Consider the following 17,865-nt stretch of genomic DNA (forward strand, 5'->3'; position numbering starts at 1 on the left):
ATGCTTGGATCGGATCTGGGCAGTAACTTTATTTTCCACCGGGAATGGCGAATCTTGGCCATTGATAGAACACTGAATTGGGTTTGTTCGGAACCAGGGAAGGTCCTGCATCATGAAAATTGTCACTACATCGAATCTTGGGCTGACTATCCTGCTCGGTTGCACACTGGGCATGGGAGCGATTGGCTGGTATGGCAGCCAGCGGCTGGCCGACTTGCTCTCCTATGTATTGGGCGCCGCCTGGCAAACTGCCGATGGCGCCATGGAGGGATCCATCGAGCTGGGCAACCAGTCTCTGTATATCCAGAAAATGCTCAGAGGCATGCCCCTCGACGAGCCCGAGCTGCAGCGAGCCAAACAGGCTGCAACTGACGCCCTGCAGCGGGTTGAGGAAGGCAAGCTCATCGATACGACGGCCATCAGTACCATGAACCAGCATGAGCAGACGTATCAGCAACAGCAGGAAAAACTGCTGACGCTCTACCGCACCTTTACCGGTATCGATCAGGCACTGCGCGCCAGTTCGGAGCGCATGTCACGCCTCTCAACCCAGCTGGAGGTGATCGGTGATGGCGCGGTAGAGAGCCTCACCCAGTCACCTGATCAGGCCATCAGCTGGAACGGCGGCCTCTCCACTCGCTGGCAGGCGGCTGACGGCGGCATGGAGGCCAACATAGGTTTCCTGCGTCAGCTCTATGCTCTGGAGAAGATGCAGAGTGAAGGCCCCACCCCCGCCATCCAGGCCGAACTGGCGGAGGCAAACCGCTTCTATCAGGAAGCGGTGGACGGCATGCTGGCGACCGGCCTGTTCGATGTGCCCGGTGAGGGGGAGTTTGCCGGCCAGTCACTCTCCACTCAGTACCGCGCCCTGCTGGCCGACAGCACACGGCTGACAAGTGAGTGGATCGCGGCCCTGACTGATTACCAGCGCCAGCTGGCTCTTTACGAGAGCAGTGCCGAACAACTCAAGCAGGCGCTGGTCGAGGTCGAGGCCCAGGGCGATGCGACCGTCGAGGATCAGGTGAACCAGCTCAATACCATCATCGGTTATACCAAAAACCTGATCTTGGGCGGTCTGGTGCTGAGCCTGCTGATTGTCACTCTGTGTGGCTTCTGGCTGGTACGCACCATAGTCAGACCCCTGCTGCAAGTTGACAAGCGCATGCAGGACATAGCCGCGGGCGACGGGGATCTCAACGCTCGTATCAACCTCAAGCGGGACGACGAGCTAGGCTCGCTGGCGGGCAGCGTGGATCGCTTCATCGAAAAGCTGCAAAAGATGATCAGCTCCACCATGGACAACAATCAGCACATCAGCGACCACGTGCACACCTCGGTCAACCGGGTCGAGGCCATCAGCCAGAGCAGCCGTCAGACCGCCGAACACGCCCAGGCGCTGCACCACGACAGCGAGCAGATGGTACAGGTCGCCACCTCCATCTCGGATAACTGCAGTCTGGCCGCACAAAATGCCAATCAGGTCCGTCAGCTGACAACGGAGAGCAGTCAGTATGTGGCCTCTGCCAGCGCAGGCATGCAGCGAGTGGTGGTGGAAGTGGGGGAATGTGCCAATGCCATCAACGCCCTCAAGGAGCAGGCCAGCCAGATTGGCCAGATCATCTCCACCATCAGCAGTATCTCGGAGCAAACCAACCTGCTGGCCCTCAACGCCGCCATCGAGGCAGCCCGGGCCGGCGAAATGGGCCGGGGCTTTGCCGTGGTGGCGGACGAGGTACGCACCCTGGCCAACCGCACTGCCGCCTCCAGCGCCGAGATAACCGAGGTGATCAACAGCATTCAGCAGCAAACCGAGAAGGCTTATCTGATGATGCAGCGCAACCTGAAAACCGTGGAATCGGGGATGGAGGACTCCGACAACACCAAGCAAATCCTGTTCAAGGTGGAGGAGGCCATCGACCATCTGGCCGACATGGTACAGCAGGTGGCGGATGCCACAGGTCAGCTCTCCCACACTCTGAGCCACACCTCGGACAAGGTCTCCGGCATCAGCCTGCAGGCCCAGACAGGGGAGCAGGAGGCGCAGGAGTGCCTGCAGCTCGCCTCCTCCCTCCATCAGGCCAGCCTGCTGCAACAGCGACTGCTGTCGCAATTTCGGGTCTGACACGGGCGGGGGCCCCGCCCCCGCTTTCTCCCGCTGCGCTAAATTTAGCCCTTGGGCCACAGGGCCCTCCCTGTTAAAATTCCGCTCTTGAATTTATCCAGGGCCCCGCGGCCCGTCTTATCTAAGGTCACGAGCGATGCGTACCAGCCAATACCTGCTTTCCACTCTCAAGGAAACCCCGTCCGACGCCGAAGTCGTCAGTCATCAGCTGATGCTGCGCGCCGGCATGATCCGCAAACTGGCCTCCGGCATGTATGCCTGGCTGCCGTCCGGCCTGCGGGTACTGAAAAAGATCGAGAACATTGTTCGCGAAGAGATGAACAATGCTGGCGCCATCGAAGTCTCCATGCCGGTGGTACAACCCGCCGAGCTGTGGCAGGAGTCCGGCCGCTGGGACGACTACGGCCCCGAGCTGTGCCGCCTGACCGACCGCCACAACCGCTCCTTCGTACTGGGTCCGACCCACGAAGAGGTGATCACCTCCCTGGTCCGTTACGAAGTGAACAGCTACAAGCAGCTGCCGCTCAACCTCTACCAGATCCAGACCAAGTTCCGCGATGAAGTGCGTCCCCGTTTCGGCGTGATGCGCGGTCGCGAGTTCCTGATGAAGGACGCCTACTCCTTCCACATCGACAAGGCCTCGCTGATCGAGACCTACGAGCGGATGCACGCCGCCTACTGCGCCGCCTTTACCCGCATGGGGCTGAACTTCCGTCCTGTACAGGCCGATACCGGCTCCATCGGCGGCACCGGCTCCCACGAATTCCAGGTACTGGCCGAGAGCGGTGAAGACTTGATTGCCTTCTCCGATACCTCAGATTACGCCGCCAACATAGAGATGGCCGAAGCGCTGGCGCCGGCTGGCGAGCGCGCTGCCGCAACCAAAGCCCTGACCAAGGTTGCCACTCCAAACGTCCACACCATCGACGAAGTAGCTGCTTTCCTGAGCGTGGCACCAACCGCCATCGCCAAGACCCTGTTGGTACTGGCCGAAGCGGATGAGCACGGCAATCAGGCCGTCATCGCCCTGGTGCTGCGTGGCGATCACGAGCTGAACGAGATCAAGGCCGAGAAGCTCCCGGGTGTTGCCAACCCGCTGACCTTCGCCAACGACGAGCAGATCAAGGCTGCCGCTGGTTGCGATGCGGGCTCCATCGGTCCGGTCGGCTTTGCTGGTCGCATCATTGCCGATCGCAGCGCCGCCCATCTGGCGGACTTCGTCTGCGGCGCCAACGAGACCGGCTTCCACCTGACCGGTGCAAACTGGGATCGCGACATCGCTACCTATGAAGTTGCCGACCTGCGCAACGTGGTGGAAGGCGACCCGAGCCCGTGCGGCCAGGGCAAGCTGCTGCTCAAGCGCGGCATCGAAGTGGGCCACATCTTCCAGCTGGGTACCAAGTACTCCGAAGCCATGAAGGCGAGCGTGCTGAACGAAGGTGGCAAATCCGTCACCATGGAGATGGGTTGCTACGGTATCGGGGTCTCTCGTCTGGTGGCGGCTGCCATCGAGCAGAACAACGACCAGTACGGCATCATCTGGCCGGACGCCATCGCTCCGTTCGAAGTGGCCATCGTGCCGATGAACATGCACAAATCCGAGCGCGTGGCCGAGCAGGCACAGCAGTTCTACGCCGAGCTGAAAGCCGCCGGTGTGGACGTGCTGTTCGATGACCGCAAGGAGCGCCCGGGCGTGATGTTCGCCGATATGGAGCTGCTGGGTGTGCCGCACGCCATCGTCATCGGCGATCGCGGTCTGGACAACGGCGTGGTGGAGTACAAGTGCCGCCGCTCCGGCGAGAAGCAGGAAGTGGCGATCACAGAGATCATTGCCATGCTCAAGGCCAAGCTGGGTCGTTAATCCCACGCCGCCACTGCTGGTATAAAAAAGCGCGCCAATCGGCGCGCTTTTTGTTTTCTGCTGACCCTGAGCCTGACAGGCCGAAGGGCCATCAGATCCCCCTACGACTCAGGCTCGCAGGGCTGTCATCAGCTGGGTGACGACGCCATCGAGCAGGGCGCGGTCGGGGCGACACTGGGCGAAGGTGACCAGGCCCTGGATGTTGATCAGCAGGAAGGCGGTCAGAGTCGGGATGTCGCGGTCGGCCATCAGCTCGCCGCGCTGCTGGGCGAGACTCAGGATCTGCGCCAGATCGGCGTCCAGCTCGGCATAGATGGCCTTGAACCGCAGGTGCAGCTCTTCGTCCTGCTCCGCCAGCTCCATCAGGGTGCGGGTCACCAGACAGGTGCCGCACAGGGCATCGTTCACTATCTGGCTGAGGTAGGCCTGCACCCCCGCCAGCGGACTTGCGGCGGCAAAGAAACCGCGGCGCAGCACGCTTTTTTCCTGCACATAGTGATCGACCGCCGCCAGCAGCAGGCCGCGTTTATTGCCAAACGCCGCGTAGAGGCTGCCCGGATGCAACCCGGTCGCCGCCACCAGCTCCTGCATCGTGGTCTTGGCGTAACCCTTGGCACGAAATGCCTCCATGGCATTTCGCAAGACGTCGTCCCGGTTGAACTCGGCGCTGCGCATGGTTTCTCCGTTGAAAAAGCGATCACCGGCGCAGAGCCGATGAGGGGGAACAAAAAGGGCGGCAAGTTTACCCCAGCGGGCAGGCAAGACCAACCCATGTTGAATGCTCGTTCAAAAAAGACTTGCACACAAAACAAAAAACGTCTTGAATGCACGTTCAAGAATCACTCCCTTAGGACAGACGATCATGAATACCCTGTTTCAGCCCTATCGCCTCAACGACACCCTCACCCTCGCGAATCGCTTCATGATGGCACCGCTCACCCGTTGCATGGCCGGTCCGGGCCTGGTGCCCACCGAACAGATGGCCGCCTATTACGCCCGTCGTGCCGATATCGGCCTCATCATCTCCGAAGCCACCATCATTCGCCCGGATGGCCAGGGCTATCCCAATACCCCCGGACTCTACAGCCCGGAGCAGATCGAAGGCTGGAAAAAAGTCACCAGCGCCGTACACGCAAATGGCGGCAAAATCTTCGCCCAACTGTGGCACGTGGGTCGCCTCTCCCACCCTTTCTTCCATCATGGCGAAGTGCTGGCACCGTCTGCCGTCGCCCATGAGGGGACTGTGCCACGCATGCGCGAGCTGGAGTATCAGGTGCCCCGTCCCCTGACAGTGGCCGAGATAGGCCAGCTGGCAGAGGATTACGCCCAGGCCGCTGCCAACGCCATTGAAGCAGGTTTTGACGGGGTGGAGATCCATGGTGCCAACGGCTACCTCATCGACCAGTTCCTGCACCATTCGAGCAACCTGCGCAGCGACCAGTACGGCGGCAGCCCGGAAAACATGAGCCGCTTCGCGCTGGAAGTGGTGGATGCAGTCAACGCCCGCATCGGGGCAGATCGAGTGGGAGTGCGTCTCTCCCCCGGTGCCTATGTGCATCTGGAAGGTGACAAGCGGGATCGCGCCGTGTTCGATTATCTGCTGGCCGAGCTGAACCAGCGCGCCCTGGCCTATGTGCATCTGGGCATCTTCGATGACAGCCTCACCTTCGACTATCTGGATGGCCGCGCTTCCGACTACCTGCGCGCCCACTATGACGGCCATCTGGTCGGGGTTGGCAACTACAGCGCCGACACCGCCCTGGATGCCATCAAGGCCAACCGGTTCGACCTCGTCGCCATCGGTCGCCCGCTGATCGCCAACCCGGACTATCTCGCCAAAGTGCAGAAGGGCGAGGCACTGACCCCTTATGCCGACGCCATGCTGACAGAGCTGGTGTAAACACGCCAGTTCATGACCAACCAAGGATGGGATCCGCGCCCCCGGGCGCGGGTTTCCAATGTTTGGGCCCCTTTCGGGCCCTTTTTTATATCCGGCCTCTCCTTGTCCGCCTCATGATCCACCACTCAACCCCCATAAAAAGGTTGCCAGTGACAACTAGTTGGCTATATTGGTTGTTGAAGACAACCAAATAGGAAGCCCTGATATGGATCCCCGTCCCCTGCGCGCCCTGTCGCGCGATCTGGTTCGCGAACTCGGCATGCTCTCCCAGCAGTGCGGCGAGCTGGCGCTCACCCCGCTCGAAGCACATCTGCTGATCGAACTGGAGAGCGGCCCCGCCACCAACCAGCAACTGGCCGAGCGGCTGCGCATCGACAAGTCCAATGCCAGCCGCCCGCTGGCCCGCCTCGCCGAACGGGAGCTCATCAGCTGGCACCCCCATCCGTCCGACGGACGCAGCAAGGAAGCGCGCCTCACCATCGCCGGCCAGGCCCAACTGCTGGTGCTGCATCAGGAGATGGACAGCGCCATGGAAGAGACCCTGGCCCAGCTCACCCTGAGCGAGCGCGAGCAACTGTGGGCCGGTCTGCGCCTCTATCGCAGCGCCCTCTCCCGCGCCCGCCGTCAGCAGGGCTACCGCATCCGTTCCATCACTGCCGCCGACAATCCCCATATCGCCGCCGTGGTGCGCGCCGTCTCCGCCGAATACGGCCTCACCGCCGACAAGGGCTACGGGGTGGCCGACCCTGACCTCGATCGACTGCACGAGACCTATCTGGGGGAGATGAGCCGCTACTGGGTGATCGAAGGGCCTGATGGCACCATCCTCGGCGGCGGCGGCATAGCGCCGCTGGCGGGGGAAGAGGATCAGGTCTGCGAGCTGCAGAAGATGTACTTCATGCCCTCCCTGCGCGGGTTGGGGCTGGGTCGACGGCTGGTGCTGCTGGCACTGGACGAGGCACGCACCCTCGGTTACCGGCGCTGCTATCTGGAAACCACAGAGGTACTGCGCGAGGCGACCACGCTCTACGAATCCCTCGGCTTCGAGCATCTGCCTGGGCCGCTTGGCTGTACCGGCCACGATGCCTGCGAGATCTGCATGATGCTGTCGCTCACCCGAAGCCCCTCAGCATCCTAGCAATCGATAAATCCGGTTCAGACCGGGCACCCAAGTCGCCAACAAAAAAGACCCCGCCGAAGCGGGGTCTTTTTTATCTTGCAGGCAAGCCATTATCAATGCTCGCGAGTCTGACGGAAGTGAACGTCCGGATGACGTTCCTGAGACAGACGCAGGTTGACCATGGTCGGTGCTATGTAGGTGAGGTTGTCACCGCCATCCAGCGCCAGGTTAAGCTCGTTCTTGCGCTTGAACTCTTCGAACTTCTTGACGTCAGTCCCTTCCACCCAGCGGGCAGTGGAAACGTTGACCGCCTCGTACAGGGCTTCGACGTTGTATTCGCTCTTCAGACGCGAAACTACTACGTCAAACTGCAGCACACCGACCGCGCCGACGATGAGATCGTTGCTGATGAGCGGACGGAACACCTGCACAGCCCCCTCTTCAGAGAGCTGGACCAGTCCCTTGAGCAGCTGCTTCTGCTTGAGCGGGTCGCGCAGGCGGATGCGGCGGAACAGCTCGGGGGCAAAGTTCGGGATGCCGGTGAACTTGAGATCCTCACCCTGGGTGAAGGTGTCGCCTATCTGTATGGTGCCGTGGTTGTGCAGACCTATGATATCGCCCGCGACGGCCTCGATGGCCTGCTCCCGATCACCGGCCATGAAGGTGACGGCGTCTGAGATGTTCACGTCCTTGCCGATGCGCACGTGGCGCATCTTCATGCCCTTGCTGTAAGTGCCGGACACAACGCGCATGAAGGCGATACGGTCGCGGTGTTTCGGATCCATGTTCGCCTGGATCTTGAATACGAAGCCGGAGAACTTCTCCTCGGTCGCTTCAACGATGCGGCTCTCGGCCTTGCGCGGCATGGGGGCCGGCGCCCAGTCGGTCAGGCCGTCCAGCATGTGGTCGACACCGAAGTTACCCAACGCAGTACCGAAGAAGACTGGCGTCATCTCGCCCGCGATGAAGGCCTCGTGATCGAACTCGGGAGAGGCGCCCTGCACCAGCTCCAGTTCACCACGCAGCTGGGCTGCCAGATCTTCGCCGATGGCGGCGTCCAGATCAGGGTTGTGCAGGCCCTTGACCACCCGCTTCTCCTGGATGGTATGGCCCTGACCGGTCTGATACAGGTAGGTCTCATCCTTGTAGAGGTGATAGACACCCTTGAAGGATTTGCCGCAGCCGATGGGCCAGGTGATGGGGGCACACATGATCTTCAGCTCGCGTTCCACCTCGTCCATCACTTCCATGGGATCGCGCACTTCGCGGTCCAGCTTGTTCATGAAGGTGAGGATGGGGGTATCGCGCAGCCGGGTCACTTCCATCAGCTTGCGAGTACGATCTTCGACACCCTTGGCGGCATCGATGACCATCAGGCAGCAGTCGACCGCCGTCAGAGTACGGTAGGTATCTTCGGAGAAGTCCTCGTGACCCGGGGTATCGAGCAGGTTGACCAGGCAATCCGCATAGGGAAACTGCATCACAGAGGTGGTGATGGAGATACCACGCTGCTTCTCCATCTCCATCCAGTCGGATTTGGCGTGCTGGCCTGAGCCACGGCCCTTGACGGTACCGGCGCGCTGAATGGCATGTCCGAACAGCAGGACCTTTTCGGTGATGGTGGTTTTACCCGCATCCGGGTGCGAGATGATCGCAAAAGTGCGTCTCTTGGAGACTTCACTCAGAAATTCAGCTGACATAATTCAACGTTCTTCTATTGGGCGGCGGCCTTGGCCACCGTGGGAATAAATACGGGATGCCGCTCACGGCACATGTATACGCAACGAAAGCCACGCCAGCTGGCGTTTTGCCAACCCGGTGGAGAGAGGGAGGAGGGCTGCGTTACATGGGTCTTCTCGCCTGAGTCAAAGCAAAATTGCGCGACATTATACCCGCGCGAGTGAAAAATACCCAGCCCGGCTTAGAGCCGTTCGCGAAGGGAGCCAGATCACCCTATTCGGCCCGCATCACCTGGTTGCGACCGGCCTGCTTGGCTCTGTACATGGCCTCATCGGCCCGTTTGATCAGATCCCCCAGACTCTCATCGAGCAGGCTGCATTCGGCACAGCCGATGCTGACATGCACCGGATGGCCCTCCGGCATCTCCTCTATGTGCAACCGGGAGACCTCATGACGGATCCGCTCAGCCACCTCGAGTGCCTCCTCCATACGGGTATCAGGCAGCAGCACCAGAAACTCTTCGCCACCGTGCCGCCCGACCCTGTCCAGATGACGCATCTGGACGCCGATGCAGCTGGCCACGGCAGTCAGCACCCTGTCTCCCATGTGGTGACCCAGGGTATCATTGACCTGCTTGAAGTGGTCTATGTCCAGGATCAGCACGCACAGTGGCTTGCCATTGTCTCTGGCCTGCCTGAACCACACCTCTCCCTTGGCCTGGATCTGGCGACGATTGTGGATGCCGGTCAGCTCGTCGGTCATGGCAAGCTGACGCAGCTTGCGGGAGCGATTTAACAGGTAGAGCGCCAGCATCCCCATGACGACCAGCAACAGTACCACCACGATATATTGCCACTGGCGCCGTTCCTGCAACTGCTTCAACCGCTCGGCCTGAACCAGCTGCCGGGTCTTGAGGGTCTGGTTCTCCAGCTCCTTGCGCGCCAGATCGAACTCCAGGCGGATCTGGGCCGAACGCTGTTCATTCAGCAAGCGATCAAGCTCGCTCTTTATCTGCACATACTGCTGGAGCGCCGCCAGCGCACCATTGACCTGACCCTGCTGCTCAAGAATTCTGGCCCTGGCCTGATAGATCCAGGCGAGAAAGCGCTGGTTCTGCTCCTGACTGAAGATGGACTCGGCCCTGGCCAGATAGTGCAGGGCCTTGTCCCACTCCTTTTTGGCATCCAGCGTCAATCCCATCACCAGTTGCCATAGCCCCAGCGTCGCCTCGTCCGTATCTTTTTCATGTCGATACAGGACAGGTTTCGCCTGCTCCAGCTTGGTCAGCGCCTCGTCAACCCGCTTCAGATTCAGCAGGCACCAGGACAACTCGACCCTGAGCCAGGCGAGATCCATCTCTCTCTGCTGCTGACGGTAATAACGCTCACCCGCTTCTAGCAGGGGCAGGGCTTGCTCGTAACGGCCCTGATCGGTATAGAGGATGGCCAGCTGGGTACCGACATCGATCAGGTTGCTCTGATCGTGCCGTTGCAGATAGGCCTGCATCAGCTCTTCAAAATACTCATGGGCTCGCGCGTATATCCCCATTCGCCGATAGGTGTTGGCAATCTGGGCCAACACCTGCAGCCTCATCCCCTCCAGTCCCAGCGCAACATAACCGTCATAGGCGGCGAGCAGGTCTATCAAGCCCTGTGCCAATGCCCCCTGATAGGCAAACATATCACCCCGATAACTGAGAGCATCGCTCTTCAGACGAGGATCCTCGAGAGCCTCAGCCAGTACCAGGGCGGCATCATAATCCGCCTTGGCCTGGGTCATATTGCCCAGCATCTGCTGATTGAAGCCCCGGCAGATAAAGAGGCCGGCCTCCGTCTCTCTGTCCTGCTGCTTGCGAGCCGACGCCAGCTGCTCACTGGCAAACGCAATGGTCGCCTCATATTCGCTGGTACGCTCGGAATCGCGCGCCCAGCACTGCAACCGGGCGATGCGTCCCTGCAACTGTGGTGAGTAGCTCTCCCTGTGGGCCGCCAGGGCGGCAACTCGCAGCCGGAAGACGCGAGGGGGAAGAGCATCATTTTCCAGCTGGCTCAGCTCCCCGACGAGCACAGGTTCCGGCAAGGGGCCACGGGCTGCCCACGCCGGCGCGGCCCACCCTGCGAGCAGGAGCAGCGGCATCAGACAAAGTGAAGCCATTTTATGAATCATGGGAGGAAACAAGCTCATTGCGGCGCAAACATGGACTTATCATATCGCTCCTTGGGTGGCTCGCCAGCAAAACCTGTCCATGCGGTACCACTCACAGGCCATCAGCCCCGGCAAGAAGCTTTGCAGAGTGCAAGACGAGAGGAGGGCTGCATTATCGTTTTGTCGCACTTTACAGGCTCACAGCCAGCATCGACTATAGGCCGCAACGACCACAGGGAAGAACGAGTTCATGACATACGAGGAGCTGCAGGCCGCCTATGACAAGCTGCTGCAGGAGAATGAGCGCCTGAAGCGGGTAGCCGACGATGCGCGGGAGAAACTGGATGCCGCCATGGACGGCACTGGCCTGTGTATCTGGCAGAATCACCTTCCCACCGGCAAGCTCATCATCTTCAACCGACGCTGGGGGGCCATGCTCGGCTACCAGCCCAAGGAGCTGTCGGCCCACTTCGATGTGTGGCGTGAACACCTGCATCCGGAAGACAGGGAGCGGGTACTGCAGGCCTTCTTCGATCATCTGAGCGGCAAGAGCCCCTTCTATCAGGTGATGCACCGCATGATCGCCAAGGATGGCAAGACCACCTGGGTGCTGGACAGGGGCCGGGTGGTGGAGTGGGATAAGCAGGGCAAACCGCTGCGGGTGATGGGTACCCACATCGACATCACCCATGAGAAGGAGTACGAACAGCAGCTCGCCCAGCTCGCCCATCGAGATCCTCTCACCGGCCTGCTCAATCGCACTGCATTGCAACGCCAGTTCCCGCAGGAGTTCAGGGCCATCTGCTTCATCGATCTCGATAACTTCAAGCAGGTGAACGACAACCTGGGCCACAGGGCAGGTGATGAGCTGCTGATCGCCCTCACCCAGCGGATCAAGGCCTGTTGTGACGAAGGGGTGAAGCTGGGCCGCCTCGGCGGGGACGAGTTCGTGTTGCTGCTGCCCTGGCACAGTGACGATCCCCGCACCCATCACCTGGCCCACCAGTGCGTCAATGTCATCTCGACTCCGTTCGAGCTGCCCAACGGCGAGGCCGAGGTGGGATTGAGCATGGGGATAGCGCAGATCCGGCCACAGGATGACTTCAGCACGGCGCTGGCCAGAGCCGATCAGGCCATGTACCGGGTCAAGCGCAGCGGCAAGCGGGGTTTTTATGTCTCCCAGCCCAGCGGCCAACCCCTGCTGGATCAGGATCAGGTCAACGAGCGGGGACTCGGCCACCAGCCCGGCGCCTGAAAAAAGTCAAATGGGCAGCGGCCCCATCACCTTGACCGCGCGAATGGCGAAGTGGCTGCTGATGTCATTGACCATGTCCTGGGACTGCAATCGTCTGATCCACTGCTCATAGGCGGGCAGATCCGGCATCACCACCTCCAGCAGATAGTCGTAATTGCCGGAGACGGTGTGGCAGCTGATCACCTCAGCCATGGCCGCCACCGCCTGCTCGAAGGCATCTACCAAGGGCTCCTTGTGCTGGCTGAGCCGCACGTTGACGAAGATGGTGATGCCAAGGCCGAGTTTCTCCCGCGCCAGCACGGCACGATACCCCTGAATGTGTCCCTCCCCCTCCAGCCGCCTCAGGCGCCGCGCACAGGGGGAGGCTGACAAACCAACCTGCTCCGCCAGCTCCACTGTGGAGAGGCGACCATCCTGTTGCAGCAACCGCAGCAGATGTAAATCAATTCTGTCGAGCATCTTGGCGATATCCGGTAAAAATCCCTGTTGGATTGGCTGAAACTAGCAACTACATCCTGATTTCTCAAACAGTTTGCCCTGAAACACCCTCCCTCCTGGCCGGATAATGGCGCAGGACATTCCATGGAGGGAACCCTTATGTCATTCACCCTGTCACCCCGTTGCAGCGGCTGGGCCGCCGCCCTCGCCACCGTGCTGCTCTGGTCCGGTTTCTTCCTCTCCCTGCGCCTTGGTGCCGAGGAGAAGCTCCCGCCACAGGCGCTGGCTCTGCTGCGATTTGGTATCCCCGCCTTGCTGCTGCTTCCCTACTACTGGCGCCACCGCACCCGGCTGCACAGCGTTCCCCTGCGCTGGCAGCTGGCCATGCTGACCGGGGCCGGTCTGCCCTTCTTCTGGCTCGGCGCCACCGGCATGCAGCTGGCTCCGGTCGCCCAGGGCAGCGCCCTGATACCGGGCACAGCCCCCCTCATGGTCAGCCTGCTGGGCCTGCTGCTGTGGCGCGAATCTTGTCCCGCCCAACGGCGCTGCGGGCTCTCCCTCATCGCCCTGGCCACGGCGACCCTGCTGCTGAGCGGGGAGCCCGGTTTATGGCAGGGGCAAGTCTGTTTTCTGGGGGCGGCCCTGCTGTGGGCCCTGTTTACCCTGGCAGTCAGGCATAGCGGACTCGCGGCACTGGATGCCGCCGCTCTGGTGGCAGTGCCCTCAGCCCTGTTGCTGCTGCCGACACTCCTTTGGAGCCCCTTGCCCACTGTGGGTCATGCCAGCATCTGGTTATGGCAGGGTTTGTTGCAGGGAATTGGAGCCGGTTTGCTGGCGGCGCTCTGTTACGCCCACGCCATTCGCACCCTGGGGGCCGAGGTCAGCTCGGCACTCGGCTCCCTGACCCCTGTGATGGCGGCCATGCTGGCCTGGTGGCTGCTGGGGGAGACCATTTCACAGCCGGTATGGCTGGCGCTGGGCTTCTTGTGTGTCGGCGTTGTGCTGGTCAGTCTGCCAGTATGGCGCGGATCAGGGGGGTCAATATCAGCTACGCAACCAGCGGCGCAGCAAGCGGCCGCGCAAACCGCAGTCGAGTAGCCAGCTTTTATCGAACACCCGCAGCAGGGCCGGCTTGGCGTGACGGGACATGGCAACGGCGTTGAACCGGGTGCCACGGCCACGCTGGCGGTCCATCAGCTCCACCAGCGAAGCGGGCAGACGCTGGGCAATGAAGTCGGAGATCACCAGCACATCCGCCAGCTCGAAACCGGGCGCCTGTAACTGTTGCAGGGTGGCGCTCAGGCAGGGCAGCAGATCCGTGCCGCCATTGAAGGTCATGGCCAGAAAACGCTGAGCCTCATCGAGGCCGTTGGCATCGGTCAGCTCGAAGGTCGCCACATCGGTGGAGAAGAGCATCACGAAGCAGCGCCGCTGCTCGGTCAAGGCAAGCTGCAACAGTGCCAGCGCCAGCGCCTTGGCACACTGCTCAGGGTAACCCCCCATGGAGCCGGACGTGTCGATACAGACAATCACTGGCCCCATGGGCTGCAACTCCTGATCACCCCGATCCGTGGTACGAGGCAGCAACTGATGCCTCGGCAGGGTACCTCTGGCCTGATAGCTGAGCAGGCGCCGCTCCAGATAGCGGCGGTAAAACTCCAGCTCCAGCTCGGGCACCCCCAGCATGACGGCCTCACTCGGCAGCATTCTCATCAGATCATTGGCCGGGTGGATCCCGACCAGATCATCGGGCACATCGTCACTTAACACCGGCTCCTGGATCAGGGTGGGCTGCGGTGGCTGGGGCCGCTGTAACTGCTCGCTATCGTGCAGACTGCGCCCCATGCTGTCTGCGATCTCCTGCAACATGGGCTCTTTGCGCAGCATGGCGGCATATTGGCGGATCAGCACCAGAGAGGCTGGCTGCCAGCGTCCCTGAGCCAGGTTCCACAAGCCACCGGCCGTGCGCCGCTGGGGATCCAGCACTTGTTCCAGCTCCTCGCTGGCGCCGATCTGTTCCTCCAGCTCCTGCTGCAACCTGAGCCGCTCCGCCTCGGCCAGCTCCTGCTGCAAACGCAGCAAAGCGCCCACCAGGCTGGCTCGCCACTTCTCAAGCATCAGCCGCCTAGCACCCTCGGTGGGATGATCCACCAACTGATGGGCCAGCTGTCGCCCCTCATCGGCAAAGTCGCTACCCCGCTCCAGAGCACTGAGCAGGGTAGGCAACTCGGCCACAAGGCGAGCGAGGGAAAGGGAGATAAAGTGCTGATAGAGCAGAAACTCCTGTTCCAGCACGGGAGGCACAGGGGTATGAGCTATGGTGTCGTTCACCTGATGGCGCCAGCGCTGCAGCCGCTGTTTCAGGGAACGGCCCTGTGCCTTGCCTATCCGGATGAAGCGGGAGATCTGGGTACTGGCCAGCAGGGCGACCACCATCTCGGACACCATCTCTCCCTCCGAGATCGCCAGCAAGGCGCTCATGGTGCCAATTTCGATCATTTACCCCTGCTCCCCGCACAGCAGTGGCAGGCGCTGCTGCCACTGGGCCAGTTGCTCAGCCGTTTGATCAAGTTCACGGGCCAGGGTGAAGAAGCCCTCCTCGATGGCAACCAGCCAGCGCGATCCAATGAAATGGTGGGGTTGGTGGTCATCAAAACGATGACGCTGGCGACGCAGCTCGGTGCGCAAGGCCGCCAGCTGGTCATTGAGGTTGGCAAGGGTCTTGTACCAGGGGGCGCTTATCAGACCAGGCAAGGGCTCACGGCACACCAGCACCAGAGGAATGGGGTGGCGCTGGCTGTCGAGCAGATTCAGACGCTGGCTGCTGTCGAGCTCAAGCTCCAGCGTCAATCCTGTCTTGCTGCCAACGGGATGGAACATCACCTTGTCGCCACCGAACTGCCAGTGACCCAGCACCACCTTGTCACACTCCAGTGTCTCTACCAGCAGATCAGGCTCCTCCGGGCTGAGTCGGGCCGGGGTAAGCAGGTGCAGCTGGATTTGCAGGCCCCGCTCTCCCTGCTTGCGTGCCTCCTCCAGGGGCAATTGCCAGCCCTTGCTGCGCTTGCCCAGCATCCCTTTGTGGGGATCAGCCTTGAGCGCCAGCCGGATACTCATCTGCTGTTGCAACTCCTGCAAGGCCGAGGTGACGGCCATATGACGGGAAATCAATGCCTGCTGCCGGTAACAGTGCAGACGGGCAAACTCCTCCATCAGCGTCAGCAGGGCGGTGCGGCTCTCTTCGTTATGCCAGAGACAATCTTTCAGCAGCAGCAGATCCAGCGGCGCTACCTCCCGCCGGCCATGGAAGAAGGCACTGGCCTTGCACAGGCGTACCGCCTTTTTCCAGCGCCGATCCGAGACATAGCAGGGTTCGTCGCCCATGCTGTCGAGCCGCTGTCGCAGCTGATAGACAAGCTCGAATACCTCGTCGGGCAACACCACCTGCTCGATCTGCCGTTGCCACAGCAGATATTCCTCGCTTTGCACCTGCAGGGCGGGAGAGAGGTGACGTGGGGAGGCGCCATCACTGGACAACATGGCCTGGAAGTTGGATTTCTCTTGCACCCTGTCCATCCAGACACGCACCAGCATGCGGTCATAGAGCGCATCCAGCCCGCTGTCCGGGGCAGGCAGCTCGTTGGAGGCGCTGATCAGCAGACGCATCGGAATGGGGAGTGTCTCGTCGCCGTTACGGAACTGACGCTCGTTGATGGCAGTCAGCAGGGTGTTGAGGATGGCCGGGCCCGCCTTCCAGATCTCGTCGAGAAAGACCACCTCGGCCTGGGGCAGATATCCGGCGGTCAGGCGCAGGTACTTGCCATCTTCCTTCAGGGCCTGGATAGACAAGGGGCCAAACACCTCCTCCGGCGTGCTGAAGCGGGTCATCAGGTACTCGAAGTGACGGGCTTCATGGAAGGCCAGCTTCAGACGACGGGCAATCAGGCTCTTGGCAATCCCGGGGGGGCCCAGCAGAAACACGCTCTCGCCGCTCAGTGCTGCCAGCAGGCCTAGCCGCAAGGCATCCTGGCGTTCATAAAGCCCCTCGCCGAGGGCGGCCAGCAGGTTGGGCAGGCGTTCATGAATAGGCACGGCACGGGCAGAACTGTGAGCAGATAATGACATAGAGAGCATTCCGAAGCTGGGATCACGATAATTCCGGGTCACGTCATGACGACCAGATTGCCCGGGGTTGGTTTTATTATGATGTTGTCTGTTATGGTCTGCCTGCCAACCCCATCCCGACTGACCGGACTGGAAGCACAGCAGAATGGCAAAGGGCAAAGAGTGCAGAAAAAGGCGTTCGAGTGTACCCTTCGCAGCACATTTTTCACCAACTCAGATCAAGAGTGAGTCATCATCCATGCAAGATCCCGTTCGCCAGCACATCTTGGCCAGAATCGGTATTCAAGGCTGGCAACTCAGACGCCCCCAGTTACTGGCTGGCTCTCGTGATGAGGCAGCACAGACCGGGCAGCCAGATCCCCGGCCTCATGTCGACCTGCCCACCGGCAAGCTCTGGGTGCGGGCACCGGCGCTGCCGGATACCGCTCTGCTCCATGACATCTGCCAGTTGCTGGGGATTGCCCCCCATGAGGTGAGCCTGCTGCAGGAGATGCCCGAACAAGCTGCCCCCCCGCTGCTCTGGCTCACCGAGCCGGATCCTCGCTGGCCAGAGGCGCTGATCTGTCCGCTCTCTCCCGATGCGCCCCACAAACGGGCGCTGTGGCAACAGCTGCGCCAACGGGTGCCATCCTGCCAGGAGCAGGGCCCATTGTGATCGGCTCCGGGCCGCAATACAGCCCGGCCATCTCATCTTTACCAAACTTTACATTTGGCCGACCGGGCCAGCCGTCCCCGCATTAACCGGAGTGATCATGCACCTCTTTCGCCCCCTGCTCGAATCCGACTTCGAGCTTGTCTATCCCATAGAACAAGCCGCCCACAAGGAGCCCTGGAGCCAGGCCAATCTGCTCTCCTGTTTCGGGCCGCGCTATCTCAATGGTTTGATGCTGGTGGATGGGCGGCCTGCGGGTTTCTACATCTCGGATCTGGTGGCGGGCGACAGTTCGCTGATGAACATCTGCGTGCACCCCGATTTTCAGGGCAAGGGGCTGGGACGGGCACTGCTGAAGGAGTATCTCGCCCGCAGCAAGGAAAAGAGAGCCGAGGCCTGGTTTCTGGAGGTGCGCGCCAGCAACAAGACAGCCATCGGCCTCTACGAGAGTGAAGGGTTTGCCGAGTATTGCCGCCGGGTCGACTACTACGGCACCGGCAACGAGCGGGAAGATGCCGTGCTCATGTCCCGCCTGTTCGACTTCAGCTGAGCCACTCCCTCATGCCG

Annotated in this window: 14 protein-coding genes; 8 read left to right on the forward strand and 6 right to left on the reverse strand. The window is 61.3% G+C overall.

All coding sequences use genetic code 11. The annotated features are described in order from the left end of the window. Positions 1 to 112: 112 nt before the first annotated feature. Together AC1P02_RS01175 and AC1P02_RS01180 are read left to right on the forward strand one after the other, a co-directional pair. Positions 113 to 2,122: a methyl-accepting chemotaxis protein gene (locus AC1P02_RS01175; protein WP_125608195.1), complete on the forward strand. Its 2,010-nt coding sequence runs from the start codon at positions 113 to 115 to the stop codon at positions 2,120 to 2,122. A 136-nt stretch (positions 2,123 to 2,258) separates the two neighbouring features. After that, positions 2,259 to 3,983 carry a proline--tRNA ligase gene (locus AC1P02_RS01180; protein WP_485183666.1) on the forward strand — a complete coding sequence of 575 codons (1,725 nt, stop codon included), beginning with the start codon at positions 2,259 to 2,261 and terminating at the stop codon, positions 3,981 to 3,983. A gap of 108 nt (positions 3,984 to 4,091) precedes the next feature. Here the strand turns inward: AC1P02_RS01180 and AC1P02_RS01185 are convergent, their stop codons facing one another. After that, positions 4,092 to 4,658, reverse strand: a complete 567-nt coding sequence (locus AC1P02_RS01185; RefSeq protein WP_485183668.1) for a TetR/AcrR family transcriptional regulator — start codon at positions 4,656 to 4,658, stop codon at positions 4,092 to 4,094. A 187-nt stretch (positions 4,659 to 4,845) separates the two neighbouring features. Between AC1P02_RS01185 and AC1P02_RS01190 the strand changes: the two genes are divergently transcribed. Both AC1P02_RS01190 and AC1P02_RS01195 read left to right on the forward strand, forming a co-directional pair. Further along, a complete protein-coding gene (locus AC1P02_RS01190; protein ID WP_166541496.1) occupies positions 4,846 to 5,883 on the forward strand; it encodes an alkene reductase in 1,038 nt (345 codons plus the stop codon). A 205-nt stretch (positions 5,884 to 6,088) separates the two neighbouring features. Further along, positions 6,089 to 7,021, forward strand: coding sequence for a bifunctional helix-turn-helix transcriptional regulator/GNAT family N-acetyltransferase (locus tag AC1P02_RS01195; protein ID WP_485183670.1), 933 nt, complete (start codon positions 6,089 to 6,091; stop codon positions 7,019 to 7,021). 95 nt (positions 7,022 to 7,116) lie between these two features. Here AC1P02_RS01195 and prfC read toward each other — a convergent pair whose 3' ends face one another. Then, positions 7,117 to 8,706, reverse strand: a complete 1,590-nt coding sequence (gene prfC, locus AC1P02_RS01200; protein WP_087756462.1) for a peptide chain release factor 3 — start codon at positions 8,704 to 8,706, stop codon at positions 7,117 to 7,119. Positions 8,707 to 8,956: 250 nt separating this feature from the next. Then, entirely contained in the window at positions 8,957 to 10,837 is a 1,881-nt protein-coding gene (locus tag AC1P02_RS01205; protein ID WP_306642268.1) for a GGDEF domain-containing protein, read from the reverse strand. A gap of 241 nt (positions 10,838 to 11,078) precedes the next feature. Between AC1P02_RS01205 and AC1P02_RS01210 the strand changes: the two genes are divergently transcribed. After that, positions 11,079 to 12,083 carry a sensor domain-containing diguanylate cyclase gene (locus tag AC1P02_RS01210; RefSeq protein WP_306642266.1) on the forward strand — a complete coding sequence of 335 codons (1,005 nt, stop codon included), beginning with the start codon at positions 11,079 to 11,081 and terminating at the stop codon, positions 12,081 to 12,083. 6 nt (positions 12,084 to 12,089) lie between these two features. Here the strand turns inward: AC1P02_RS01210 and AC1P02_RS01215 are convergent, their stop codons facing one another. Beyond that, a complete protein-coding gene (locus AC1P02_RS01215; protein WP_306642264.1) occupies positions 12,090 to 12,542 on the reverse strand; it encodes an Lrp/AsnC family transcriptional regulator in 453 nt (150 codons plus the stop codon). A 138-nt stretch (positions 12,543 to 12,680) separates the two neighbouring features. Between AC1P02_RS01215 and AC1P02_RS01220 the strand changes: the two genes are divergently transcribed. Beyond that, positions 12,681 to 13,619, forward strand: a complete 939-nt coding sequence (locus AC1P02_RS01220) for a DMT family transporter (protein ID WP_306642262.1) — start codon at positions 12,681 to 12,683, stop codon at positions 13,617 to 13,619. On the opposite strand, the gene viaA is transcribed toward AC1P02_RS01220, so the two are convergent. Both viaA and AC1P02_RS01230 read right to left on the reverse strand, forming a co-directional pair. Continuing rightward, positions 13,566 to 15,020 (reverse strand): ATPase RavA stimulator ViaA, encoded by a 1,455-nt coding sequence (viaA, locus tag AC1P02_RS01225; RefSeq protein ID WP_005313338.1) that lies wholly within the window; start codon positions 15,018 to 15,020, stop codon positions 13,566 to 13,568. The genes AC1P02_RS01220 and viaA overlap by 54 nt on opposite strands. Beyond that, positions 15,021 to 16,646, reverse strand: a complete 1,626-nt coding sequence (locus AC1P02_RS01230; protein WP_058394965.1) for an ATPase RavA domain-containing protein — start codon at positions 16,644 to 16,646, stop codon at positions 15,021 to 15,023. A 238-nt stretch (positions 16,647 to 16,884) separates the two neighbouring features. Here AC1P02_RS01230 and AC1P02_RS01235 point away from each other — a divergent pair, with 238 nt between their 5' ends. Together AC1P02_RS01235 and rimI are read left to right on the forward strand one after the other, a co-directional pair. Next, complete coding sequence (locus AC1P02_RS01235; protein ID WP_192896354.1) at positions 16,885 to 17,301, forward strand: DNA polymerase III subunit psi; 417 nt, start codon at positions 16,885 to 16,887, stop codon at positions 17,299 to 17,301. A 97-nt stretch (positions 17,302 to 17,398) separates the two neighbouring features. Next, positions 17,399 to 17,848 carry a ribosomal protein S18-alanine N-acetyltransferase gene (rimI, locus tag AC1P02_RS01240; RefSeq protein ID WP_005313345.1) on the forward strand — a complete coding sequence of 150 codons (450 nt, stop codon included), beginning with the start codon at positions 17,399 to 17,401 and terminating at the stop codon, positions 17,846 to 17,848. Positions 17,849 to 17,865: the final 17 nt, after the last annotated feature.

The organism is Aeromonas sp. TS_SC_11 (genome assembly GCF_057318915.1).